The following is a 23,982-nucleotide window of genomic DNA, read 5'->3' as shown; positions in this document are numbered from 1 at the left end:
TATATGTGACACAGTGTCACATGTCAAGAAAAGTGAACTCCATAAATAAGCAGCACACTCTATTAAATGATAATGTTTGCTTTCAAAAAAAGAGTGGAAACTATTTTTTAGGAATAATGTTATGCAAAGGTGGTTACTGTGATGAACAGAAACATTAGCAAGGGATGGATTTTCTTCTTCGGGGCTCTCGGAGGCTTACTGTACGGATATGACACAGGAGTTATTTCCGGTGCCTTATTATTTATTGAACATGATATTCCCCTATCCGATTTTCTACAAGGGGTTGTCGTTAGTTCATTATTAGGCGGGGCTATTGTAGGTGCCGGAATGAGTGGGTATGTATCTGATAGATTTGGACGGAGGCGCGTCGTTTTTGCAATCGCACTCATTTACCTGATTGGTTCACTCGTCTTAGCTCTTTCTCCTAACGCAGCCGTTCTCATTATAGGCCGCATCATACTTGGACTTGCTGTTGGTGGTTCGACAGCGATTGTACCAGTCTACTTATCAGAAATGGCTCCAACAAGGTCAAGGGGCGCACTAGCATCGCTTAATCAGTTAATGATCACGATTGGAATTGTGCTCGCTTACCTCATTAACTATGCATTTGCACCAATTGAGGGATGGCGTTGGATGCTTGGTCTTGCTTCCGTTCCAGCGCTCGTATTAATGATCGGTGTTCTCTTTATGCCTGAAAGTCCGCGCTGGCTCATTAAGCGCAACCGTGAAGAAGAGGCCAGAAAAGTGATGGCATTAACGCGAGAACAAAGTGAAATAGATGAAGAAATGAAGCAAATGAAAAAAATTGAGGAAACTGAGGAAAGCACGTGGGATGTACTTAAATCCAAATGGATACGTCCAATGCTTCTTGTCGGAAGCGGTATCGCCATCTTCCAGCAGCTTATTGGTATTAATGCGGTGATCTACTACGCACCAACCATTTTCACTAAAGCTGGTCTTGGAGATTCAGCTTCTATTCTCGGAACGCTTGGAATAGGAATCATGAATGTGTTGATGACGCTTGTAGCGATCGCTACGATTGATAAGCTAGGTCGAAAAAAACTGTTGCTACTAGGAAATATCGGGATGTCGTTAAGCTTAATTATTCTTGCAACGATTCTCTTTACAGCAGAACTTACAACGACAATTGCCTGGCTAACCGTCATCTTTCTTGGGCTCTTTATCATCTTTTTCTCCGCCACTTGGGGCCCAGTTGTTTGGGTTATGCTACCGGAACTTTTCCCTAATAAAGCCCGTGGTGCAGCGACTGGATTTACAACACTTCTTCTATCAGCATCGAATTTAGTTGTTTCCTTATTCTTTCCTGTTCTACTCTCAGCGCTCGGAACAGCATGGGTATTCGTAATCTTTGCCATTATCGGTGTCTTTGCCTTCTTCTTTGTCATGAAATATGTACCAGAAACAAAAGGAAGAAGCCTTGAAGATATTGAAAATGACCTCCGAGGAAAAGCTTCAACGTAATACAAGCATACAGAACCCGCTCATCCACATTGGATCAGCGGGTCTTCTTTTTGAGCAACGTCTCCGTTATATCCGCTCACCATTCTTAAGCTTTTTAATTAATTCGGTAAGATCAGATTTTTGAATACGCCAGTGACTGCCAATCTTAAACGCCGGGATTTTGCCATCCTGAACTAATTTATATGTGGTCATCTCACTAATTTGAAAATATTTCGCCACTTGAGAGATCGTCATAATATCATGATGCTCATTATCCTGACTCATGTTATCGCTCCTTATCAATCTATCACCCTATTCTAACAAAGTTCTTCCACTTATGGACCCAAACTCTATTAATACGATAACTCATTATAACAGGTTATATCAAATTAGGTTAAATTAGATCAAAAGATGAATGAATCATCCGCTTTTAGTGTTCTACTATTAAATTATCAAAATTAAACGCACGCGTATTCGAGAGTAAATAAGAGTAAATTAAAGTTTTTACCGTATGATTTTCGCTTACATCCTCATTTCCATTTTCATAGATTCTATGCTAAACTTCATCTTGTTGTAAACGGACCCGACTTCTATGAGAGTTAGGAGTCATCACAATACTAGATTTAGAAAGAGGTGCAACATTGAACTTATCTTCTATTAAACAAGATTGGTTTGGCAATGTGAAAAACGATACCCTCGCCGGAATCGTTGTCGCACTTGCCTTAATACCAGAAGCGATTGCCTTTTCCATTATCGCAGGCGTAGATCCGATGGTTGGATTATATGCGAGCTTTTGTATCGCCGTAGTAATTTCATTTGTTGGTGGTAGACCAGGAATGATTTCTGCAGCAACAGGAGCCATGGCGCTTCTAATGGTGACGCTTGTAGCGGATCATGGACTACAATATTTACTTGCAGCAACGATCTTAACAGGGGTTATTCAATTCTTCCTTGGCGTGTTTAAGCTTGCTCGCTTTATGAAGTTCGTACCACGCTCCGTTATGATTGGGTTTGTGAACTCACTTGCGATTTTGATTTTCACTTCTCAACTGCCGCATTTCGTTGGTGAATCATGGCCAATGTACTTGATGGTAGCAGGTGCTCTTGCAATTATTTATATCGTTCCACGATTCACGAAAGCTGTTCCATCACCACTCATTGCGATCGTTGTGATTACAATTGTTGCGATTACAACTAGTAGTGGCGTTCGAACGGTTGGGGATATGGGTGAATTAACGCAAGCATTACCATTATTTCTAATTCCAAGTATTCCATTGAACTTTGAAACATTAGCGATTATTTTCCCATATTCAATGGCTCTAGCAGTTGTTGGTTTACTTGAGACATTCTTAACAGCACAAATCGTTGATGATTTAACAGATACAGATAGCAATAAGAATAAAGAAGCAAAAGGTCAGGGCATGGCGAACGTTGTAGCCGGATTTTTCGGAGGAATGGCTGGTTGTGCGATGATTGGACAATCCGTTATTAACGTGAAATCAGGTGGACGTGGACGCTTATCCACTTTCGTTGCCGGCGTTTTCTTAATGATTCTGATCTTAGTATTAAACGATTTACTCGTTAAAATACCTATGGCAGCTCTAGTTGGCGTTATGATTATGGTATCCATTGGAACATTCGATTGGTCATCCATTAAAAATCTTCATAAAATGCCGCGATCTGACGCAGCCGTGATGGTCGTTACCGTCATTACTGTTGTCACAACGCATGATTTATCAAAAGGTGTACTTGCCGGTGTTATTCTAAGTGCTTTATTCTTCGCTTCTAAGATTTCAAAAGTACGCGTTGAAGAAAAGATCGACGAATACGCGGAGAAAAAGATTTACCACATTCATGGTCAGCTGTTCTTTGCATCTGTTACTGACTTTGTGAATAGCTTTAATTATAAAGAAGAAGGTATTAAAACGGTCGAGATTGATTTATCAGATGCTCACGTTTGGGATGACTCAGGTGTTGGCGCCGTTGATAAAGCCATCATGAAATTCAGACAAAACGAGATCGATGTGAAAGTGACTGGTGTTAACCAGGAAAGTTCACAGCTTATCGACCGCTTAGCTGTTTATAATAAATAAGCGCAAGAAAAAAGCCACTGCTGTGGCTTTTTTCTATGTTATGCGTTTGTATAGATCATAACGAAATGTAAGACAGCACCTTCGCTGTGAAGATTTAAGTAACCATGCTTCTGATCCGCTCTAAACTTAATCGAATCATACGTATTTAATTCATACGTTTGTTCCTGAACTTGTACAGTTGCCTTTCCTTCCATCACTGTTACATACTCAATGACCCCTTCTTGATGAGCATCTGCGTAATACTCTCCCATAGGTTCTAAAAAAGCACGGTGCGTTTCAAGAGAGCCATAGCCACTATCTGTAAACATGGGTTCTAACGTTAAAGCTTCATTTGAACTCAATACTTTATTGCCCTCATTTTTCCTTGAAATGACGACTTCTTCCTTTTCTGCTAGTAGACTTGAGATCGGGATGGAAAGACCATTCGCTATTTTCCATATCACCGTTAAAGAAGGATTCGCCTCTCCTCTCTCAATTTTACCTAACGTAAGCTTACTCACGTCTGTTAACGTTGCTAGATCCTGCAAGCTTATCTCACGTTTTTTTCGAATGGCTCTTAACGTCATACCAACCTGCTGAGCAAGCTTTTCTGCAGCTGTTATCTTTTTTTCATCCACTAATAAATCCTCTCCATTATCTTTCTCTTGTATATTTCCACCACACCCTATAGTATATTATAATATACACAAAACATAATATACTATACTTAACAAAGGGCGTGTTTAAGTAATATGAGGGAAATTGCGATCGGTATTCTCGCCTCAATGTTTTTTGCAGTTACATTTATTTTGAATCGTTCAATGGAGTTAGCCGGAGGAAGCTGGATGTGGAGCTCCTCCCTCCGCTTCCTTTTCATGATTCCTTTTCTTCTATTAATTGTACTCGTTAGACGGAATATGAAACAAGTTTTTATTGAAATGCGAAGGAACCCTTTTCAGTGGTTACTCTGGAGTTTTGTTGGATTCGTTTTATTTTATGCCCCTTTAACCTATGCTGCCGCTTATGGCGCAGGGTGGCTAGTGGCAGGAACGTGGCAAATGACGATCGTAGGGGGAATTCTCGTAGCTCCTCTTTTTTACTCAACCGTTCAAACGTCTAGTGGATCGATAAAAAAACGGCACCGCATTCAAAAAAAAGCCCTCCTTATTTCCATCGTGATTCTTGCTGGTGTCATGTTAATTCAGTGGCAAAAAGCAAATGAAATGACTGTAAACGAAGTGATGGTTGGCGTTCTTCCTGTCCTTTTTGCGGCAATTGCTTATCCACTCGGAAACCGAAAGATGATGGAGCTTTGTGATGGACGACTCGATACCTTTCAACGAGTGTTAGGCATGACGCTTGGGAGCACTCCGTTCTGGATTATTTTAAGTGTTATCGCCTGGAATAAGGTTGGCCTTCCTTCAGGAGAACAGCTCACTCAATCGCTGATCGTTGCCACCTGTTCAGGCGTTATTGCCACAACATTATTTTTTATCGCAACAGACCGCGTGAGACTTCACCAGGGAAAGCTTGCCTCTGTTGAAGCGACTCAGTCAACTCAGGTATTGTTTGTGATTGCAGGAGAGGGACTGCTTCTATCGAGCCCACTTCCTACTTACATCGCATGGGGCGGCATTGCTCTCATTATTGTCGGCATCGTTCTTCATAGCTTTAATGTTAAAAAGCTGAACGTATCCAGCACTCCCGATCATCGACAAGTAGATCAACCGAAAACGGTTTAGAAAAGCTTCCTACTAAAATAAAATGACCAGTCATTTCCTAATGATTGGTCATTTTATGAAGTGTCATGTACTTTTTCTCTTCAAACTCTCTATCCCTTTATGATCGTCTTAGGTAATTGCTTCCGAAGACTCATCATCACGATAAGCCCAACGACGCTAATTACATAAGCGCCCATTTCCCATGCAAAACCTTCCAAATGAAGCAAACTAAACAGCAGCTGAACTCCAAAAAGAATCAGCATTAAGACAAGACTCGATAACAAACCAATAAGAGAATTAAAATTAGCAATTAGACCAATTATAATGATACCGCCTACAGTTAAAGCAACTGGTTGACTGAGAAACAATACGTCTCTCCCAAATTCTATGTGAAGAACCGTAACCCCTACGGTGAAAATCATCGGGACCATAACGATGCCATAAACAATCAGAAAGCTCTTTACACCTGTATGGAAAGAACTCATCCGAAGGGCCCATATAAGAGCAACCAACCATACAATCGTTGAAATAGGATAACCGATGATTTCAATTAGTGAAAATGATGTATTCCCATCTATAAACTGTGATACTAAAAAGATACCAAAAACTCCTGCAATCATACGCGCAATTAATTTCCGATTATCCTGTGGCGACTGATCCATCGAATCAATCAATTCTTTTGCGTAAGCTTTCGGATCCTTTCCAAAGATATCTTTCGCTGTCTTTCCGTCGCGTTCCCCCTCCATCAAGTGATCTTCTGCTTCCATTAAGAAGCGATCGATTTCCTCTTCATCTACTCCTTTCGTAATCAGATAAACACGCATATCTTGAATAAATTTCTCGCTTTCTTTCGTCATCTCCTCATTCACTCTCCTTGTTTAAAATCTGATTGACCGTTGTGCTTAAATGAATCCACCGTTTCTGAAAACTTTTCAATTCTTCTTCTCCCTTTTTCGTTAACGCGTAGTACTTTCGTTTCGGTCCTGCTGTTGATTTCTTTAACGTTGACTGTATGAGCTGATCTTTCTGTAAACGGATAAGGATAGGGTAAATTGTCCCTTCACTAAATGCTTCAAAGCCATAATGATCAAGCTTTGAGGCAAGCTCATATCCGTATACTTCTCCTTCACTAATAATCGATAAAATACAGCCATCAATGATTCCTTTTAACATTTGAGTTGTTTGCATGTGCTTCACCAATCTTTCCAATCTATAACTCTTGTTATACAAGAGTTATAGAAATCACCCAGCTATCTTGCAAAGCAAGGTATATACGTAGTATATGCTAAGCTATCTTGTATGACAAGAGTTATATTCATATTTTTACCAAAAAAGAAAAAAACGCCCCAGTAATGCTTAGGGGCGCTCGTTTTTTAATGTAGCGTAACTTTCACAAGTTCAATCAAAACCTCTTCTGCAGAACGAACCGGTTCTCCCCCGCCTTGCGCAAAGTCTTTCTTTCCTCCACCTTTTCCATTAATGAATGGAAGAACTTCTTTTAAAGAAAGGTTCATATCATAAGATAAAGCTTCTCCTCTTCCACAAACAATTTGCAGCTTATCTTCTGCCTCACTTATGAAAAAGACGATCACATGTGGATCTTCTTTCAGCACCATCTTCGCTAGCTTTTGCAGTTCTTTCATTCCATGTTGTTTGGAAATCATCTGCACGACTTTTTGGTCATGAATGGTATCAGCACCATGAAGTAATTCCTTTGCTTCATAAGAAAGTAGTTTTTCATTTAGCTCTTCAATCGTTTTTTCATATTCTTTCGACTGAAGGAGCACTCGTTCTGCCGCTTCTACTAAATCTGATTGAGGAACGCTAAGAGCGTTCGTGAGTCCAAGGATGATACCCTGTTTCTTCCGAAGTTCATCAGTTACTCGCTCGCCACAGACAAAGTGGACGCGCGTTTGTTTTTTTTGCTTTTCTATTTTCAAAATAGATACCGCCTGAACCTGGCCTGTAGAAGAAGGGTGTGTTCCTCCGCATCCGCTATAGTCTACGTCTGGAATCATTACAAGACGGATGTCTTCCGAGACGGCTAGCTGCTTTCGAAGGGTATAATTCGCCAGCTCCTCTTCGCTTACCCACTTCGTTTCAATCGGCAAGTTCTGCTGAACAACGTTATTCGCAAATTTTTCAGCTGTTCTAACTTCATCATCATCAAGAGTGGCAACGTTAAGGTCGATCGTACAAACTTCCTGACCTAGATGAAAGCTCACCGTGCTATATCCAAGTTGGTCTTCAAAAGCTGACGAAAGGATGTGCTGCCCTGCATGCTGTTGCATGTGATCAAACCTGCGAGGCCAGTTGATATCTCCGTGAATATGTTCTGCCTCATGAAGCTTGCCGTCAACATAGTGACGGACTTCTCCATCTACCTCTTCTACATCAAGAACCTGTACACCATTAATCGTTCCACTATCATATGGCTGACCTCCACCAGTTGGATAAAAAGCCGTTTGATCTAGAACAACGTAAGAGCGATTCGCATCATCTGTGAACTGTTCCCACTTTTCAGCGGTAAAGGTTGTTATGTATGGGTCTTGATAGAATAATTTAGTCGTCATTGCATTTCACTTCTTTCTGTACTAGTAAATAAGTTACTATTGATTAGCTTATCATTTATCAAATTTGAGAGCCGCTGTATCAATCTCGTTAAAAAAGTTATTTGAAATAGCGCGGAATGAATGAAATTTTCGTAGAAAAATCGAATATAAGTTTGAACCGTTTACCTCATCAGTTTTTGAAGCCCGGCATTCCGTTCTTGGCGCACTTCCTCCGAAGCGAGATCATATTTCTTCAACAGGTGAAACAGTTCGTTCAATGTTTCTTGTGTAATTGTTTGTTGTAAGAAGCGATATGTATCCTGCACAAGTTCATCTGGCATATAAGGTGACTGGGTCTCAAGCTTTGTCATAACGTCTCCGTACGAGTGATCGATTGTACATTTCCCCACTTGCCTTCACTCCTCTCTTCTTATACTACTAGTTTAGCACGATTCATTCACGCGGTATTCCATTCAAGTAAAAAAGAACAGACGGTTTGTCTGTTCTTTACGTTTATACAGCTTTATCTTTTGGCTTTTGTTCTTCTAATCCTCCAACTTCTTCTGACTCATCAAACTTCTCGAATTTCTTAGGATTACGAATGATTTTCATAAGAGAACCGAGAACGAATAGGGATAAGAATAGGGCCGGAACTCCACCGAGATTGGCTAACATTTTAATTCCATCAATATTCGCATAGCTGATCATAATCCACGCTACTAGCGTTACTGTGATCCCCCAAACAACTTTTATGAGCACGCTTGGTTCAGGACTACTAGGTGTAATTCCTGTTGAAGAAATACCACCCATGGCTGCAAGGTTTGAATCAGCTGCAGTAACAAAGGATATAAAGACGATAAACACATAAATCGGAATCACAATTGCAGCAAGTGGTAGAGCATCAAATACCGCATAGAGAGCAGCCTCTGCACCTACTGTATTCATGATATTAGCAAGTCCAGCACCCGTCATCTCCATGTTAATTGCTGTTCCACTAAAGATCGTCATCCATAATCCTCCGAAAAATGCCGGTAGAACAAAATTGACGATAATCATGTGTTTCACTTTGTAGCCAAATGAAATTCTTCCAAGGAATAAAGCCGTAATCGCTGCCCACGAGAACCAGCTTGCCCAGTAGAACGTCGTCCACGATTGTGGCCATGGATCGCCAGCAGATGCACCCGTGAAAAGACTTTTGTTAAAGAAATTCGTAAAATAATTCCCCGCTGATTCTGTTCCTAAATTTAATAAGTAAGAAGTTGGTCCCACGATAAACATAAAGATGATAATACCTATAAAAAGTCTCATATTGATATTGGAAAGAACTCGAATCCCTTTCATTAAACCTGTAGACGCTGAAATTATAAACGTTACCATTAAAGCAATGGCAATCGCAGCCCATAAGGTTGGCGAACTCGCAATTCCACTAATGTAGTTAACGCCACCGCCAAGGTTTAATAAGCTCGTTCCCATCGATGCCGCCATCCCAAGAGCAAGAGTGTAAAGGCAAAGAGCATCAATCACATTCGCCCATTTACCCGAAATGCGATTACCGAATAGGGGAGCTAATGTTGAACTTAAGCTAAAAGGCTTTTTCATATTATAATAAGCAAATGCAAAGACGATCGCTGGTAAGCAGTAAATCGCATATGGTGTAATCGTCCAATGCAAGTACATTGTAGAAAGTGAGAAGATGGCTGCTTCTGGACTATTCGGATCAATGCCAAGCGATTCTGGAGGTGCCGATACATGGTATAGTGGCTCAACAATTCCCCAAAACGTCAGACCTGCCGCAATCGTAGTCGTTAAGGTGATGGCAAACCAAGTCATTGGTTTCAACATCGGCTTCGCTTTGTCTCCGCCAATTCGGATATTTCCTAGTGGTGAGAAGTATACAGCAACACAGGCTACGACCATTAATAACCCTGCGATACTAAATAGCCAGCCAAGATTGGCAATCACCCAGTTGTTCATATTAGTGGCCGTCGAAATAAAGGCCTCTTTATTTGTAAAACTAACAATGGCAGCTGCAAGTAATAGAAGAAACGGTGGCCAAAAAACCGGATGCTTAAAACTTTTCATAACATGAACCCCTCCCATGAGATTATTCAATTAACCGTTACCGCAAGTAAAACTGTTGTTTCTTGACTGCATCCACCTTTTTTTGATATTTCTCTTTGGACGAGTCCGCATTGTAATCGAACGGCCTTTTACACCTTAAATCAATTCTGTATATCGTTCTGCATTGATCACCGGTTCTCTTTGAAAATCAATCACAGATCGACCTACATTCACGCAGTTGCAATCATGAAATGAGTCAAAGGCCTGGTTGATTTCATCCAAGGAAACGCGATTAATCACAAGTTCATCAAGCATAAACTTACCATCGAGGTAAAGCTCAGCAATTTTAGGAAAATCACGATATGGCTGGGTATCTCCGTAGAAGCTTCCTTTGATCACTTTTCCAACTCGGTGAAAACCACCCGCAGGCAGACTAAGTGACATTTCAGGATGAAAGGCACCAACAACTACAATCGTTCCACCTTTACGAGTTGCATTCCAGGCGTTAGCGGTAGCAGCTGTATGTCCTGAGCAGTCGATCGCATAATGAACACCAAATCCGTTCGTTATCGCACGAATCATTTCAGGTGCATCCCCCTCGCTCACGTTCACAGTATGTGTAGCCCCAAATTGCTTCGCGATTTCAAGGTTCGCTGGCTTCATATCACAGGCAATGATTTTCGAAGCACCGGCGATTCTCGCACCTTGAATCGCATTCACCCCTACACCTCCGATGCCAAACACAGCAACGGTTGAACCGGGAGTTGCTTTAGCGGCATTGACCGCTGCGCCATAGCCAGTGGCAACGCCACATCCGATCAGCGATGCTTGAGCGAGCGGCATCGCATCTGGTAATTTCACACAAGACATATCAGGAACGACGGCATATTCAGCAAATGTCGAAAGAAGAGAATTATGAAAAAGCGGAAGACCATCCTTACTAAGTCGAGAAGTTCCATCGAGAAGCGTACCGTTAAACATTGGGCCAAAGGCTGACTCACAAAGATGAATAGCACCAGTGACACAAAACTCACACGTCCCGCAGTAGGGAACCCAGCTTAGCGCTACTTTGTCACCAGGTTTAACCGTCTTGACGTTAGGACCTACCTCAACAACTGTACCAGCGCCTTCATGACCAAGAATGGTTGGGAACGGGGTCGATGGATCTTGTACGGCGTTGAGGTCACTATGACAGACCCCAGTCGCCGCAATTTTTACAAGGACTTCATTTGCTTTCGGTGAAGCTAACTCCACTTCTTGAATTTCAAGTGGTGCACCTAGACCCGTCATTACAGCCGCTTTCATTTTCATACTCTTTCCTCCGCTCTTTTAGTAAGCAACCCAGATTGCTTTTGTTTTTGTATACGATTGAAGCGAGTGCACGGCATATTCTTTGCCCCAACCACTTTGTTTCCAGCCTCCAAATGGACTAGCAAAGTCGTAGCAGCCATATTTGTTTACGAATACCATACCAGCTTCAAGCTTTTTCGCTACGCGATGCGCTCGAGAGACATCATTCGTCCATAGACCAGCAGCAAGACCATAAATCGTATCATTCGCCATTCGAATAACCTCTTCTTCCGAATCGAATGGCAGGATGCAAAGGACAGGTCCAAATATCTCTTCCTGTGCTATCGTCATACCGTTTGTCACGTCAGCGAAAATAGTTGGCTTAATATAAAATCCATTCGCTTTCTCACCCTCAATATCACGCTCTCCTCCGGCGACAAGCCGTGCCCCTTCTTGTTTTCCACTTTCAATGTAATGAAGAATACTGTTCATATGAGCCTCTGAAACCTGTGGTCCCTGGTCACTTTCAGGATCAAATGGATCACCACACTTGTATACGCTTGCATATTCACCGATTTTTTCAACTACCTCATCATAAACTGGGCGCTCCACAAAAAGTCGTGTTGGTGCAGAACACTTCTCGCCTTTATGGGTAAACAACCCATAGAATGAACGTTCAATCGCCCCTTCAAGATTTGGTGCGTCTGCAAAAATAATATTTGGTGACTTACCTCCTAGCTCCAGTGTGACTGGCTTCAAGTTCGAATCCGCTGAGTCATGAACGAGCTTTTTCCCAACTTCCGTGCTTCCTGTAAAGGAAATTTTATCAACATCCATGTGCGTGCTAATGTAAGATCCAATCGAGCCTTTACCAAGAATTAGATTTAGAACGCCTGGCGGTAATAGCTTCGCTTCATGAATGATTTCAACGAGACGAATCGCTGAGTAAGATGTCGTACTAGAAGGCTTCAAAACAACCGTATTCCCCATCGCAAGCGCTGGCGATAGCTTCCATACAGCCATACCAATTGGAAAATTAAATGGAACAATTTGACCACAAACGCCGATCGGATCTCGCGTTGTATAGCTTAAGAAATTCCCTTCCACCGGATTGTTTTCTCCATAATACTTATCCGTCCATCCCGCGTAATATTGGAAGAGATCTGATGCTTCTTGAACATCATCGTTATAAGCTTCCGTATAAAGCTTTCCATTATCTAGAGACTCAAGCGTTGCTAACTCATCCTGGTGTTCAATAATAAGGGCACTAATCTCGCGTAGAATCCTTGCTCTTTCTTTTCGCGTTGTTTCTTTCCATGTGCCATGATCGAACGCCTCTCTAGCTGCCGAAACTGCTTGATCGACGTCTTCTTTTTTGGCGCTATGGATTGAACCAGTTCGTTTTCCAGTCGCAGGATTAATGGATTCAATCGTTTCTCCGCTACTGCTTTCCACCCACTGTCCATTTATATAAAGCTTTTTTGGTTTCTCGAGCCATTGACTCGCCCACTCTAACTTTGGCTGCTTAATGCCTTCAAATTTCGTTTGAATGTTTTTCATATCAATATCCCCCATTTGCTTGTAGTTGAAGTAACCCATCTTTACCATCTGTTTTCATTGCGTTTGAGACAGCTTCATAACCAAAGCGTTCTTTTAAATCAACAACTAGCGGAATTGTGGTGTTTGCATAATCTCTGCACGTTGCTTCATTCACTTTTATTCCTTTTACACAACGTTCTTCGAAAACTGGCAGCACATTTGTCAACATTTGGATCGCATCTATTATCGCCATCCCGGCTACGCCTTCGAACACGTTAAGATCAAGCTCTCCATGCTCTAGTGCTGCCTGGACAGTACGATCACACCCAAGTACCTTGAAACAACATTGAATGAGCGTTTCAGGTATTACTGGATTTACTTTCCCAGGGAAGAACGATGAGCCCGCCTGTACTGCCGGTAGCGATAGTTCTCCAAAACCTGTTTCAGGACCAGAAGCGCGAATGCGTAGATCTTTTCCGAATTTAATCAAACCACTAGCCAGCTGCCTCAGCTCGTTTGATACATCTCCAAGGTCATCAAGATGCTGAGCTGCATCAAATAAATTGTCACGATACATTACGTTCCGACTCGTCGTTTCCCTTAAATAATGCAAAATGTTTTTCCGGTATCCCTCAGACGCTCCAATCCCAGAACCGATAACCGTTCCTCCTAGATTAATGCGGTCCATTTGTTCTGTAGCTTTTTGTAGTGACTCCATGCGGCGATCAAGTAACGCCACAACACCTGACATCGAATCTCCGAGCGGTACCCTCATTCCATCCTGTAAACAGGTGCGCGAAATGGTCATTACATCCGACCACTCATTCGCTTTTTCTCTTATGCTTTGTTGCAACGATCTCACAACAGCAAGGAGCTTCTCCAGTTGCCTTGCAATCGTAAGACGAATCGCCGTATGACAAACGTCCGAAGTGGATTGGGAAGCGTTCACATGATCATTGGGTTGCACTTCTTCGTAGCTACCAATCTCGTATCCAAGAATTTGATTCGCTCGATTCGATACAACTTCATTCACGTTCATGTTCGATCCAATACCACCTCCTCCGTGATAAGGATCAACTGGAAAATGTTCTACGTGCTTTCCGCTAATAAGCTCATCACATGCTGTAACAATGGCATCCTGAATTCGCTTCGGTAGTACTCCCGCCTCACCATTTGCAAGCGCAGCAGCCTTTTTTACAATGCTTAGTGCCTTCACATAATCAGGATAATCTGTAAGCTTTTTTTCTGAATAGCTTAGATTTGCAGTACTCCTAACTGTCTGGATCCCATAGAGAGCATCGCTTGGAATCTTGACAGTGCCAAACTCATCTTGCTCATATCTCATCTGAAAACCCTCTTTCACGAATAGGCGGTTGGATCTACCCGAGACTGACTGAATGCGATAGAAACAAATAATGTTTATGCTAAATCAATTAAAGCGTTTTCATTTTGCTATACGTTAAGAACATTCACACTCACGCGAACAATAAGTTTAAAAGTACATTAAATCCTCCTTGAATCTAACTTGAATTTCTCACTGTTATATAATGCAAGTATTGTGCCAACTTTTAAATCCTTATAACAGTGCGAATTGTTCCCCACAATTACTAAAAGTGTAGAAAAATTCTACACTTTAACTGTAGAAAATTCCTACAGTGTCGCATTTTCACACAAAAAAAGCACTGTTCCATTGAACAGCGCCTTACTTCTTCTTTGTGAATTTCGCTAATAGCAGCGCAATAATAATACAGGCGATGCCAAGCAACACAATATTATTTGATATAAAGTCCAGAATCACTCAACTACCTTTCTATCATAATCAACATCTAACAACAGCTTACCACAAAGTAAGCCTTCCATCAGAGAAGGAGGATGCTGTCTTTTGATGATGAAAGAGCCACTGGAAGCTCTACCCTCTAGTCCACTCTTAACAACCCTTGGTCTTGTAGAAAAGCCTTCGCGACTTTTCCTATATCCTGGTGCAAAACGTCCACTCGATAGTTTAGACTAATCATTTCTTCGTTTGTAATGGAAGCAGAAAGCTTTTCAAGTGGCTCTTGAATCTCTGGATATTGCTCAATCATTTTCCGTTGCACGACTGGAGCAGCATCATATGGTGGAAACGCTTTGCGATTATCTTCTAATACAACGAGGTGGTAGTCTTCAATGCGACTATCTGTGATCATTCCAACAGCTACCTGTACTCGAGACTCTTTTACAGCGAGACTCAGCAATTCTGAATCAACCGCAAGAAGCTGATCTTTGTTCACCGAAAATTGATACACGTCTTCTAAATGACTGAGACCGTCTTCTCTTATTAAATATTCGTCATTTGTCGCCATTTTTAATGATGGGTGTTCCTGATTGCTCATATACGTGACAAGATCACTGACCGAATCAAGTTGATGCTGCTTAGCAAAGGACTCTTTCATGATGAGCCCCCATGAACTATTAAAATCACTTTTCTCTAACCAAATAATGTCGCTTTTTTCATCTTCTTTTTTAACAGATTCATAAGCTTCGAGCGAATCATAACCTGGACCACTTTTATGATAAATCGTTTTAGCAGTGTTCGTGTATTCCCAATACAAATCAATTACTTTGTTTTCAAATGCATCACGAATGGAAGGACTATCAAGAAAGCGCATTTCTTCAATATCAAATCCTTCTTCCATTAAAAGAAGGGCAGTCATTTTCATTAAAAGGTATTGTTCGGTAAATGCTTTGGATCCAAGTTTAATAGTCAGATGAGCGTTCACTTTCGCATCTTCCTGCTTTATTTCTTCTTTTGACTGACAAGAAATAAGGAAAGTAAGGCATCCAACGATTAGAAGAAACCTTCTCATAGACTGATGCCGATTTTTTTCATTTTGTAAATTAACGTATGCCTGGCAATTCCAAGTCGGTCTGCTGCTTTCGTCTGGTTGCCATTTGTTTCTCCAAGCGCTTGTCGAATCATCTTTTCCTCTATATCTTCTAGCACCTCGGAAAGACTTCCACTGAAGTCCTGTGATCCTACTGGTTCATCTTTTGGTATCGACATAAGAGATGCATGCGCAAGGTCTTCTGGCATAATTGTTCCTTCTCGTTTTACGATATGAATGCGTTCAAGCATATTGAGTAGCTCGCGAATGTTACCTGGCCACGTATGACGGAGGAGAAGGTTGATGCTTTCCTCTGCTATATAAATTTGTTTCTTATACTTTCCATTTAATTTCTTCATTTGTGATTGAATGAAAAGGGGGATATCTTCCATCCTTTCACGTAGGGGAGGGATCTCAATTTCGATTAAATTTAGACGATAGTAAAGATCCTCACGAAACGTACCTTCCGCAACGGATTTTTTTAAATCCTTATTCGTCGCTGTAATGATTCGTACATCTACTGTGCGATATTCATTGCTACCTAGCTGCATCACCTTTTTATCTTCAATGACATGAAGAAGCTTCGCTTGCATGGAAGGTGAAATCTCTCCAATCTCATCTAGAAAAATCGTCCCTTTATCTGCAGCAGCAAATTTTCCGATTTTCGTTGTTGCAGCTCCCGTAAATGCTCCCTTCTGATAGCCAAACAACTCACTTTCAAGAAGGTGCTCAGGTATAGCCGCACAGTTAATCGATAGCATTGGGCCCGCCCCACGATAACTATTTGAATGAATCCAATGAGCAAGAGCCGTTTTGCCAACGCCACTCTCACCTAGCACTAATATACTTGCATCCGTATCCTTCACCTGACCTAGAAATGCCATCACACGCTTCATCTCAGGACTTTGAAATACAAATGGATCGTTTTCTTTTGGCGGAGCCTCTACCTTTGTATCGAGTTGTTTCATAACCAACTCTTTTACTTCTTCGAGCTCCATCGGTTTGTTCAAATAATCGACGGCGCCCAGTTTCATTGCCCCGACAGCACTCTCGACATTTCCATAAGCCGTCATCATAATGACCGGCACATCTGGCTTCAGCCTTTTCATTTCTTCCAATACTTGAAGACCCGTCATATCTGGTAGCATATAATCCAGAATCACGACTGCCATTTCTTTTCTTTTAAATAAGTCGATAGCAGTACTTCCCGTATGAGCCAAAACTGACGATAGGCCTGCCTTCGTTAATTTCCTGCCGATTAGCTTCGCAAGCTGCATCTCATCATCTACGATCAAAACGGTTCTCTCCATAACGCCACCCCTTTTCTATCGGTGGAACCAACAATGAATTGTTGTCCCCTCACCCTCTACGCTCTCAACCGTAAGGTCGCCATTATTTTCTTTAATGATATCTCTCGCGATTGTTAATCCAAGTCCATTCCCTTCTTCCTTAGTCGAAAAGAATGGATCAAAAAGCCATTCAAGATTACTCGTCATAATGCCCGTTCCTGTGTCTCCGATAGCGACATGAACATATTTCTCGTCCTCTTCAATCGTAACGGTTAATGTTCCTTCCTCTTTCATTGCGTCTGTTGCATTAAGAATGATATTTAAAAAGGCTTGAATTAACTCATCATAGAAACCGACGAGGTCTCCGCTTGTCTCATAGTGCTTTACGACCTCTATATTTAATTCTTTTAGCTTAAATCTCACTAGATGTAGGACTTCATCAGTCACTTTCTTCAACTGAATTGGTCGAGCATCGGCTTTGTTCACTTTTGCAAAATTCAAGAAATTATTCACAATCGTCTTCATTCGTTTCACGACTTGATCAATATCACGCGATAATTCAAGAATCTCTTCTGAACTATTGGCTTCCTCCACTTCTTCTCTTAACATCTCAGAAGATCCTGTTAAAATCGCAAGCGGGTTTTTGATTTCATGAGCAATACCCGTGGTAATTTGCCCTATCAATGCAAGCTTATCATTTTGTTTCAACCGTGACTCTAGCATCTTCATTTGTGAAATATCCTGTAGCACAGCAATGCTGCCAATAATTTCATTCTGAGCATTGTAGAAACGAGACGTAGCGATATTCACAATGTGACGCCTTCCCTTTGCATCGATAATGTAGCTTTCACATTCGATGCTAGGTTCCTCAGAGATTAAGGCTTTTAACAACATAAAGTCTTCATCTGTACTTTTAATTGGAAGTTCTGATAATGACTTTCCGACGAGATCATTTCTACTAAACCCAATAAGGTTTTCGAATCGTTTGTTCACATGCGTTACGATCGCGTGATCATTAATCGTAATCATGCCATAAGGGATTCCTTCAATCATGTCATTTAAGTAGCGTTCACTTTCTTCTAGCTGATGCTGCTTCTCATAATTACTATTGCCGACGGAAATGATCGTTCGAGTCAATTCTCCCACTTCATCTTTTCGGACACTTTGAGATGGATCATGCTCCTGATAAAAAACCTTCTTCCTATAATCCTTTGCATAATCTGTTAATCGAATAATGGGATAAACAATATTTCGAATACCGGCAACGATGAAAAAGAAAGAAAGAATGAGAATCCCGAGAAAAGATAACGTAAGCACTAGCGATAGTTTTCGAACGGGGGCAAAGGCAATATCTTCTGACACTCCGTAAACGAGACCCCATTCATCACGCAGTGTTTGATAAGCGATGATGCTCTGATCCCCTTCATAAGATGAACGTGCAACCCCTGAAACTTCCTCAAATATTTGCTCAGAAGGCAAATCACTTGAAATAGCTGTTCCGATTGATTGTTCATTAGTAGAAGCCACGACAATTCCTTCTGGATCAACCATCATCCCAAAATGTCCTTCACTCATGCTGATACTTCTGACGATTTCAGATAAATAATCCTGACTAAATTCTGCAATTAAAGCACCTTGAAAATCATTTTTTTCGTCAAAGACTGGAATCCCCACCGAAACAATATCCTCACCGCTAAAATTTTGAATAACACTAGAAACAGCATAATTGTGCGTCCATTGAATTCGATCAAACTCTGGATAGTGATAGGAGACACCTTCAAGCTCAGGGGCAAAAGGAGATTCAAATATGACGTTACTAGTGTCATCTAGATAATAGATAGACCGAATAATAGAGCTCTGGGCAATCGCCTGTCTGGATCGCTCATACATACGTTCCGCGTTAATTTCGTTTTCTTCTCCATTTCCTGCCATTAAATGCAGCTGTAAAACAACACTGGAAATTTCATTATTTACGCGCTTCACGATACTTTCCGTGTTCGCGACATTTTCACTAATAATGTCCTGCTCAATCATCTCTTCCGCATAGTTGATGATCAGCTGATAGATCATTAACGTTGGAATAACTAGAATGAAAACAAAAATCATGACAGATTTTCTTAAAATACTTCCATGAACTGATTCAAATAAACGAATGAGCTGTTTTGTTAAGGTTTTCATTCCATCCCACCAGTTGTTATGACATGACGAACTTGTCTCATTTAAATTCATCATAATCGTCCACTCGCTCAATTGGCAATAGAATATTTAGATATTATACCTTGCTCCCTATTTTCAACACATTCTTCCCCATCGGAACGAAAAGTAATGTTGCATTCGACTTCTTCCATTCATTTCCCCGGAAATGGTCAACTAAATTACAAAAGAATTCGCTTAAACTAGACAAGGAATTTTTTCCCGGCTCGACACCATTATCCCATTCTTTTACGGAACGTTATGTATAATGATGGCATCAACTTACTTCAGTAGGGAGGAATCTTATGAAAACGCTTCGTCACGTATTGGTGTTTATCTTATTACTCATCGTCACGTCATGTAACTTCTTAACTACTTCTGACTCATCGGAAAAGGTAGAAGCGGAGAAAGAAACGGTGGACAAGTCTGCAGAGGAAACCGTACAAAAAGACATTCTTTTTCAAGATGGCACGTACAAGTGGGAGAAAGATGGAGAAATCCATGGGGGTCTCGATATAACAGATTCAGCTTCTACTTCATTTACGTTTATGCTTCAATCCTATGATGGTCAAAATGTTGGAGAGCTTTCAGGAACTGCTGAAGTCGACGGAGAAATGGCTCATTTCACACACCCTGATAACGATGCTTGCAAAGCCTCGTTTGGTTGGAAGGAGGACCGATTAGCCATCGATACGAGTGAAGCGTGTGAATCAATGAATGAGAATAGCGCTTCTTTTACAGGCGTATACACTCGAATTGAACTGGAATCCAATCCGAAAGATGAAGCAGCGAACGAAGAAAGTTCTTCTGAATGGAAAGAAGCACTTTATATTGATCCTGCGTTCGATCAGGGGAATTTAAGCATATCAAACGTGACGAAGGAATCCTTTCAGTTTACGATCGACGTAAGTAGTGGATCGGATGTTGGGAAATTGAATGGTACAGCTACAATAAACGGTGATGAAGCAACGTTTGAGGATACGGAAGATCCGTCTTGTTCCGGTACGTTTATTCGAACGAATGACGTCATTACATTTATTGAAGAAGCCTGTCTTAGTTATCATGACGCAGCTGTTGGGTTTAATGGTGATTATACGATGACAGATGAAAAACCATTAACATCAGCCGAGAATACCCCTACTTCCTGTGAAAAAGCTCCGTTCCATTCAGAATTACTGAATTTTGCAGAGCAAGGTCACCTGAAGGATGCCTCCATTTTTATTGGAATGTCTGAAGAAGCCTTAAAGAAAATAAAGCCAGAGATGACTTATGATGAAACGTTCTATGAAGGAACACCTGGATTCTATGATGAAAAGTACGCTTACTTAACTGCAAACGAAACGGTAAGTCATTTACGTTATAACGCGTTATCAGAAGGACCCGCTATCCCTTACACAGATGTCGTTTGTCAATTTGGAGAACCTGATGAGGTCGTCTTTAATGAACTGGATAACGAATATTTGCACGTGTATCATACTGGTGAAAACAGACTTTCTTTCGTCTCAGAATCAAAAGAAGGTGACATTAAAGCAGTAGCGCTTGAAACCGTGCAAGCACAATAATCTAAAGGTTTTGAAACCAACATAAGGGTCAGGCACATCTGCGCCTGACCCTTATGTTGATATTTCACCAATTGGCTCATCGTACCATTCTCTCTAGCAATATAAATTATTATGTTTCCGCCTTACTATGCAATATCTACCTTATTTTTCTGGGTACAGCTTTTTCAAATATTCGACTGATTGACATATTAGCTCTTTAAGTACTTCAAGATCAATGTCCGCAAGCTTATTTACATAAACACAGGCCTTCCCTGTTGTATGTTTTCCTAATCGAGCTAAAGCATCCTCGCGCTCTGGTTCTCCTTGAGCGAGATACAAACTAATCTTAGCCTTCCTAGGAGAAAATCCAACGAGCGGTGCATCCCCCTCATGTCCCGTAGCGTATTTATAATGATAACTTCCGAACCCAATAATACTTGGTCCCCACATTTTCGCTTCATACCCTGTCGTTTCAGTAAAAAGATCTAACAAACGATAGCCATCCTCCCGCTTCTTTGGATGATCAACGCTTTCGATGAATTCAATCACACTGTTATCCGTTTCTTTCGTTTTCAGTTCATACATCAAAATACCCCCTTTATTTCTTCACCTTTCACTTACTATTTACTCCGCCCTTTCGTTAATTCCTTTTTATTTTCCTTAGTTCAACAATCGCAAATTTCGAAAGCTTATTACTGCTATGCCCTTACAAGTAAAGATGTATCAAAAGCATTTCTTTTATTACCGTTTCATGTTTCTTATCGAAAATCAGTTAGGAAACGAGTAAATCGGGAACGTTCCTTTTTATAGTCATACCAAACTTTAGTTGATACTTACATCTCGGAGGTATAACCATGTTTACTTTAAATGATATTCCCATGTTCTTTGTGAATTTCTTCATTATTCTACCAATTGTCACTCTTGTCCATGAAGCGGGTCACGTGCTCATAGCGCGGCTATTTGGAGGCAAAGTGAAATTTTGCATCGGTACAGGACGCACGCTCTTTCATATAGGACCGCTGGAAATTAGAAGAAAGTATTTCATGGAAGGCTGGTGCCAATACGAAGAATTAACCTACAACAAAACGTGGGCACACGTTGCGATCTATTTAGGTGGCAGTCTATTTAATCTCATTGTGATTTTAATCATTAACTACTTGATTACCTCAAACACAATACCTGTAACGCTGTTTTTCTATCAGTTCACATATTTCTCTATCTACTTTATTTTCTTCTCACTTATGCCCTTCCGTAATGACAATGGCAGACCTAGTGATGGGATGGCCGTATTCGATGTTCTTCGATACGGAAAATCCGTCGATCCAATTGATTAAACGTAAAGGATAAAAGCCAAATTCTGTTCTCACACAGAATCTGGCTTTTTTTCATATCGCACCATCATTCTCACCTTTACCGAAATAAAAACCTCATGCCTACTCATACCGCCATGTATCTCTTCGAAGAATTGTAGTAAAATAAAAGTAGAAGAAAACGAAGGGGTGATCACTTGACTAGCAAGATGAATCAGCTGTTCGAGGAGCAAAAAAGTGTTCATGTGCTTTATGCCTACCATGGGATGAAGAATTACCTCGAACAAGTCGTTAGTTATACTGAAAAAGGAGTCGCGAACGGAGATTACGTCATCTTAATCGAAAATGATCGCCTGTATCCGATGATTGAGAAAGAATTAACCTCAAGGTTAACGGCTAACGAAATGAAGTTTGTCCACAGAGTGAACAGCTTCGACTTTTACTTTTCTAGCGGCAGTTATCATCCTCCTGCTATTCATGAATATTTCAAAAAGACCGTTCAACCTTATGTGGAATCTAATCTCTCCTTCCGCTCATGGGCACATGTGGAATGGGCCTCGATGGAAGACCCTCTTCACCTTATAGAAGACTTCGAAAAAATTGTAGACGAAGCAGTTAACGATCTTTCCTTCCCTCTTATTTGTGCATACGATGGAGAAAGAATGCCTGATTACCTCATTAACATTTTGATGGAAACTCACCCTTACGTGTTAATGGAAGAAGAATTTTTCACTTCAAAACAATATTTAGCTTAAATAGAAATGCACCCCTCTAAGAAAATCTCAGAGTGGTGCATTACCTTTGGTATGGCTAAGATATTAGACGTTGATTCTTTCATTCGTCTCCATTGTTTTCACATTTACTTCAAAAGCATCTGGATATTTAATACCAAGGCCCGTATTTAAACAAATAACCTGTTCATCTTCTTTGATCCAATTTCGTTCCCTTAATCTTTCCGCAGCAGCGAATGTACTCGCTCCTTCGGGACAAATAAATTGCCCTTCTAACGCAGCAACTTCTCGCTGGGAGATTCGAATATCTTCTTCAGAAACAGCAACGGCACACCCGTCTGTTTGATAAATCGCATCCAATACAAGAAAGTCTCCGATCGCTTTAGGTACATTGATACCAAACGCATGCGTCGTTGAATTTTCCCAGAACTCAGACTCAGTTTTTCCTTCTTCGAATGCCTTCACAATAGGGGCACACCCCTCCGATTGCACAGCAACTAATCTTGGAAGCTTTTGATCCTTAATCCATCCAAGCTTCTTAAGCTCAAGAAACGCTTTATAGATTCCAATAAGACCAACGCCACCGCCTGTTGGATAAAGAATCACATCAGGAAGCTCCCAATTCAGCTGTTCCGCTATTTCATACCCCATCGTTTTTTTACCTTCAATGCGATAGGGCTCTTTTAGGGTAGATGCATCATAAAATCCTTGCTCTTTCACGAGATCACCAACTATTTTACCAGCGTCACTTATTAACCCGTTGACTAGATAAAGATGAGCACCAGAAATGATCACTTCTTTTCTCGTAATCTCAGGTGCGTCAACAGGCATAACGATATGAGCGTCCAACCCAGCCTTTGCTGCATAAAGTGACCAGGCAGCTCCAGCATTTCCATTTGTCGGCATCGCAAGGTTCTGAACGCCAAGCTCCTTTGCCTTCGAAATGCCGACTGCCGCTCCCCGAGCTTTAAATGAACCCGTCGGCACCATTCCCTCGTCTTTTATGTATAAGTTTGAGAGATTCATTTTCTGACCAAGGGATGGTAGTGGCAGGAAAGGGGTCATCCCTTCTTCAAAACTAACTTTATTCTTTTCTTCTTTAACCGGAAGTAATTCATGATAGCGCCAGAGCGACTGTTCTCGTCCGGCAATCATTTCCTTTGTAAGACGCTTTTTCACCTCATCAAGATCATATTCGACAAGAAGTGGTGAACCACAAACACAAAGCTGTTGAATCGTATCTGAATCATATGTCTCGTTGCACTTTGGACATGATAAATGACAAACCATACTATATGGCATTGAAGCACCTCCGACAATTTAGTAAAAGACGTGTTGAAACCCAAAGTTCACACGCT

At 41.1% G+C, this 23,982-nt stretch carries 21 protein-coding genes; 6 read left to right on the top strand and 15 right to left on the bottom strand.

Translation table 11 applies throughout. The features are described from left to right. The first annotated feature begins 141 nt into the window (after nt 1-141). Nucleotides 142-1,482 (top strand): sugar porter family MFS transporter, encoded by a 1,341-nt coding sequence (locus AC0VYO_RS07315; RefSeq protein WP_475368770.1) that lies wholly within the window; start codon nt 142-144, stop codon nt 1,480-1,482. Between the two features lie 66 nt (nt 1,483-1,548). Here the strand turns inward: AC0VYO_RS07315 and AC0VYO_RS07310 are convergent, their stop codons facing one another. Next, nucleotides 1,549-1,746, bottom strand: coding sequence for a helix-turn-helix domain-containing protein (locus AC0VYO_RS07310; protein ID WP_098442909.1), 198 nt, complete (start codon nt 1,744-1,746; stop codon nt 1,549-1,551). A gap of 356 nt (nt 1,747-2,102) precedes the next feature. Between AC0VYO_RS07310 and AC0VYO_RS07305 the strand changes: the two genes are divergently transcribed. Beyond that, nucleotides 2,103-3,554 carry a SulP family inorganic anion transporter gene (locus AC0VYO_RS07305; RefSeq protein ID WP_283152483.1) on the top strand — a complete coding sequence of 484 codons (1,452 nt, stop codon included), beginning with the start codon at nt 2,103-2,105 and terminating at the stop codon, nt 3,552-3,554. A 38-nt stretch (nt 3,555-3,592) separates the two neighbouring features. Here the strand turns inward: AC0VYO_RS07305 and AC0VYO_RS07300 are convergent, their stop codons facing one another. Beyond that, a complete protein-coding gene (locus AC0VYO_RS07300) occupies nt 3,593-4,120 on the bottom strand; it encodes a helix-turn-helix domain-containing protein (RefSeq protein ID WP_475369047.1) in 528 nt (175 codons plus the stop codon). 165 nt (nt 4,121-4,285) lie between these two features. Between AC0VYO_RS07300 and AC0VYO_RS07295 the strand changes: the two genes are divergently transcribed. Beyond that, on the top strand, nt 4,286-5,275 hold the full coding sequence (locus AC0VYO_RS07295) for a DMT family transporter (protein ID WP_475368769.1): 990 nt from the start codon (nt 4,286-4,288) through the stop codon (nt 5,273-5,275). 89 nt (nt 5,276-5,364) lie between these two features. Here the strand turns inward: AC0VYO_RS07295 and AC0VYO_RS07290 are convergent, their stop codons facing one another. The 11 genes from AC0VYO_RS07290 to AC0VYO_RS07240 all read right to left on the bottom strand — a co-directional run bounded on the left by AC0VYO_RS07290 (nt 5,365) and on the right by AC0VYO_RS07240 (nt 19,027). After that, a complete protein-coding gene (locus tag AC0VYO_RS07290) occupies nt 5,365-6,111 on the bottom strand; it encodes an HAAS domain-containing protein (protein ID WP_475368768.1) in 747 nt (248 codons plus the stop codon). 4 nt (nt 6,112-6,115) lie between these two features. Then, nucleotides 6,116-6,442: a PadR family transcriptional regulator gene (locus AC0VYO_RS07285; RefSeq protein WP_430241381.1), complete on the bottom strand. Its 327-nt coding sequence runs from the start codon at nt 6,440-6,442 to the stop codon at nt 6,116-6,118. A 185-nt stretch (nt 6,443-6,627) separates the two neighbouring features. Beyond that, nucleotides 6,628-7,827, bottom strand: coding sequence for an alanyl-tRNA editing protein (locus AC0VYO_RS07280; protein ID WP_475368767.1), 1,200 nt, complete (start codon nt 7,825-7,827; stop codon nt 6,628-6,630). A gap of 161 nt (nt 7,828-7,988) precedes the next feature. After that, on the bottom strand, nt 7,989-8,216 hold the full coding sequence (locus AC0VYO_RS07275; protein WP_430241361.1) for a hypothetical protein: 228 nt from the start codon (nt 8,214-8,216) through the stop codon (nt 7,989-7,991). A gap of 103 nt (nt 8,217-8,319) precedes the next feature. Then, entirely contained in the window at nt 8,320-9,888 is a 1,569-nt protein-coding gene (locus AC0VYO_RS07270; RefSeq protein WP_475368766.1) for a BCCT family transporter, read from the bottom strand. Nucleotides 9,889-10,023: 135 nt separating this feature from the next. Beyond that, nucleotides 10,024-11,178, bottom strand: coding sequence for a Zn-dependent alcohol dehydrogenase (locus AC0VYO_RS07265; protein ID WP_475368765.1), 1,155 nt, complete (start codon nt 11,176-11,178; stop codon nt 10,024-10,026). An 18-nt stretch (nt 11,179-11,196) separates the two neighbouring features. Next, nucleotides 11,197-12,765: an aldehyde dehydrogenase family protein gene (locus AC0VYO_RS07260; protein WP_475368764.1), complete on the bottom strand. Its 1,569-nt coding sequence runs from the start codon at nt 12,763-12,765 to the stop codon at nt 11,197-11,199. Then, on the bottom strand, nt 12,719-14,041 hold the full coding sequence (locus AC0VYO_RS07255) for a lyase family protein (protein ID WP_475368763.1): 1,323 nt from the start codon (nt 14,039-14,041) through the stop codon (nt 12,719-12,721). The genes AC0VYO_RS07260 and AC0VYO_RS07255 overlap by 47 nt, the downstream gene beginning before the upstream one ends. Nucleotides 14,042-14,612: 571 nt before the next feature. Next, nucleotides 14,613-15,542 (bottom strand): ABC transporter substrate-binding protein, encoded by a 930-nt coding sequence (locus AC0VYO_RS07250; protein WP_475368762.1) that lies wholly within the window; start codon nt 15,540-15,542, stop codon nt 14,613-14,615. Then, nucleotides 15,539-16,870, bottom strand: coding sequence for a sigma-54-dependent transcriptional regulator (locus AC0VYO_RS07245; protein WP_430241350.1), 1,332 nt, complete (start codon nt 16,868-16,870; stop codon nt 15,539-15,541). The genes AC0VYO_RS07250 and AC0VYO_RS07245 overlap by 4 nt, the downstream gene beginning before the upstream one ends. 15 nt (nt 16,871-16,885) lie before the next feature. Next, complete coding sequence (locus AC0VYO_RS07240) at nt 16,886-19,027, bottom strand: sensor histidine kinase (RefSeq protein WP_475368761.1); 2,142 nt, start codon at nt 19,025-19,027, stop codon at nt 16,886-16,888. Between the two features lie 320 nt (nt 19,028-19,347). On the opposite strand from AC0VYO_RS07240, the gene AC0VYO_RS07235 reads away from it, so the two are divergent. Continuing rightward, entirely contained in the window at nt 19,348-20,604 is a 1,257-nt protein-coding gene (locus tag AC0VYO_RS07235) for a hypothetical protein (protein ID WP_430241347.1), read from the top strand. Between the two features lie 141 nt (nt 20,605-20,745). Here the strand turns inward: AC0VYO_RS07235 and AC0VYO_RS07230 are convergent, their stop codons facing one another. After that, nucleotides 20,746-21,168 carry a DUF1801 domain-containing protein gene (locus AC0VYO_RS07230; RefSeq protein ID WP_475367035.1) on the bottom strand — a complete coding sequence of 141 codons (423 nt, stop codon included), beginning with the start codon at nt 21,166-21,168 and terminating at the stop codon, nt 20,746-20,748. 269 nt (nt 21,169-21,437) lie between these two features. On the opposite strand from AC0VYO_RS07230, the gene AC0VYO_RS07225 reads away from it, so the two are divergent. Beyond that, on the top strand, nt 21,438-21,917 hold the full coding sequence (locus tag AC0VYO_RS07225; protein WP_283152497.1) for a site-2 protease family protein: 480 nt from the start codon (nt 21,438-21,440) through the stop codon (nt 21,915-21,917). A gap of 173 nt (nt 21,918-22,090) precedes the next feature. After that, complete coding sequence (locus tag AC0VYO_RS07220; RefSeq protein ID WP_404682635.1) at nt 22,091-22,648, top strand: MEDS domain-containing protein; 558 nt, start codon at nt 22,091-22,093, stop codon at nt 22,646-22,648. Nucleotides 22,649-22,711: 63 nt separating this feature from the next. Here the strand turns inward: AC0VYO_RS07220 and AC0VYO_RS07215 are convergent, their stop codons facing one another. Next, nucleotides 22,712-23,926, bottom strand: coding sequence for a threonine synthase (locus AC0VYO_RS07215; protein ID WP_475368760.1), 1,215 nt, complete (start codon nt 23,924-23,926; stop codon nt 22,712-22,714). Between the last annotated feature and the right edge of the window lie 56 nt (nt 23,927-23,982).

The organism is Anaerobacillus sp. 63XJN7_4_ISO-PGPR-S23-413 (genome assembly GCF_056173725.1).
This window is presented reverse-complemented; position numbering and strand designations above follow the sequence as displayed.

Bases quoted from the DNA above. Each gene is read 5' to 3' on its own strand.
- AC0VYO_RS07315 (WP_475368770.1), top strand. From the start codon at position 142: ATGAACAGAAACATTAGCAAGGGATGGATTTTCTTCTTCGGGGCTCTC.
- AC0VYO_RS07310 (WP_098442909.1), bottom strand. From the start codon at position 1,746: ATGAGTCAGGATAATGAGCATCATGATATTATGACGATCTCTCAAGTG.
- AC0VYO_RS07300 (WP_475369047.1), bottom strand. From the start codon at position 4,120: ATGACGTTAAGAGCCATTCGAAAAAAACGTGAGATAAGCTTGCAGGAT.
- AC0VYO_RS07295 (WP_475368769.1), top strand. From the start codon at position 4,286: ATGAGGGAAATTGCGATCGGTATTCTCGCCTCAATGTTTTTTGCAGTT.
- AC0VYO_RS07290 (WP_475368768.1), bottom strand. From the start codon at position 6,111: ATGACGAAAGAAAGCGAGAAATTTATTCAAGATATGCGTGTTTATCTG.
- AC0VYO_RS07285 (WP_430241381.1), bottom strand. From the start codon at position 6,442: ATGCAAACAACTCAAATGTTAAAAGGAATCATTGATGGCTGTATTTTA.
- AC0VYO_RS07280 (WP_475368767.1), bottom strand. From the start codon at position 7,827: ATGACGACTAAATTATTCTATCAAGACCCATACATAACAACCTTTACC.
- AC0VYO_RS07270 (WP_475368766.1), bottom strand. From the start codon at position 9,888: ATGAAAAGTTTTAAGCATCCGGTTTTTTGGCCACCGTTTCTTCTATTA.
- AC0VYO_RS07265 (WP_475368765.1), bottom strand. From the start codon at position 11,178: ATGAAAATGAAAGCGGCTGTAATGACGGGTCTAGGTGCACCACTTGAA.
- AC0VYO_RS07260 (WP_475368764.1), bottom strand. From the start codon at position 12,765: ATGGTAAAGATGGGTTACTTCAACTACAAGCAAATGGGGGATATTGAT.
- AC0VYO_RS07255 (WP_475368763.1), bottom strand. From the start codon at position 14,041: ATGAGATATGAGCAAGATGAGTTTGGCACTGTCAAGATTCCAAGCGAT.
- AC0VYO_RS07250 (WP_475368762.1), bottom strand. From the start codon at position 15,542: ATGAGAAGGTTTCTTCTAATCGTTGGATGCCTTACTTTCCTTATTTCT.
- AC0VYO_RS07245 (WP_430241350.1), bottom strand. From the start codon at position 16,870: ATGGAGAGAACCGTTTTGATCGTAGATGATGAGATGCAGCTTGCGAAG.
- AC0VYO_RS07240 (WP_475368761.1), bottom strand. From the start codon at position 19,027: ATGAAAACCTTAACAAAACAGCTCATTCGTTTATTTGAATCAGTTCAT.
- AC0VYO_RS07235 (WP_430241347.1), top strand. From the start codon at position 19,348: ATGAAAACGCTTCGTCACGTATTGGTGTTTATCTTATTACTCATCGTC.
- AC0VYO_RS07230 (WP_475367035.1), bottom strand. From the start codon at position 21,168: ATGTATGAACTGAAAACGAAAGAAACGGATAACAGTGTGATTGAATTC.
- AC0VYO_RS07225 (WP_283152497.1), top strand. From the start codon at position 21,438: ATGTTTACTTTAAATGATATTCCCATGTTCTTTGTGAATTTCTTCATT.
- AC0VYO_RS07215 (WP_475368760.1), bottom strand. From the start codon at position 23,926: ATGCCATATAGTATGGTTTGTCATTTATCATGTCCAAAGTGCAACGAG.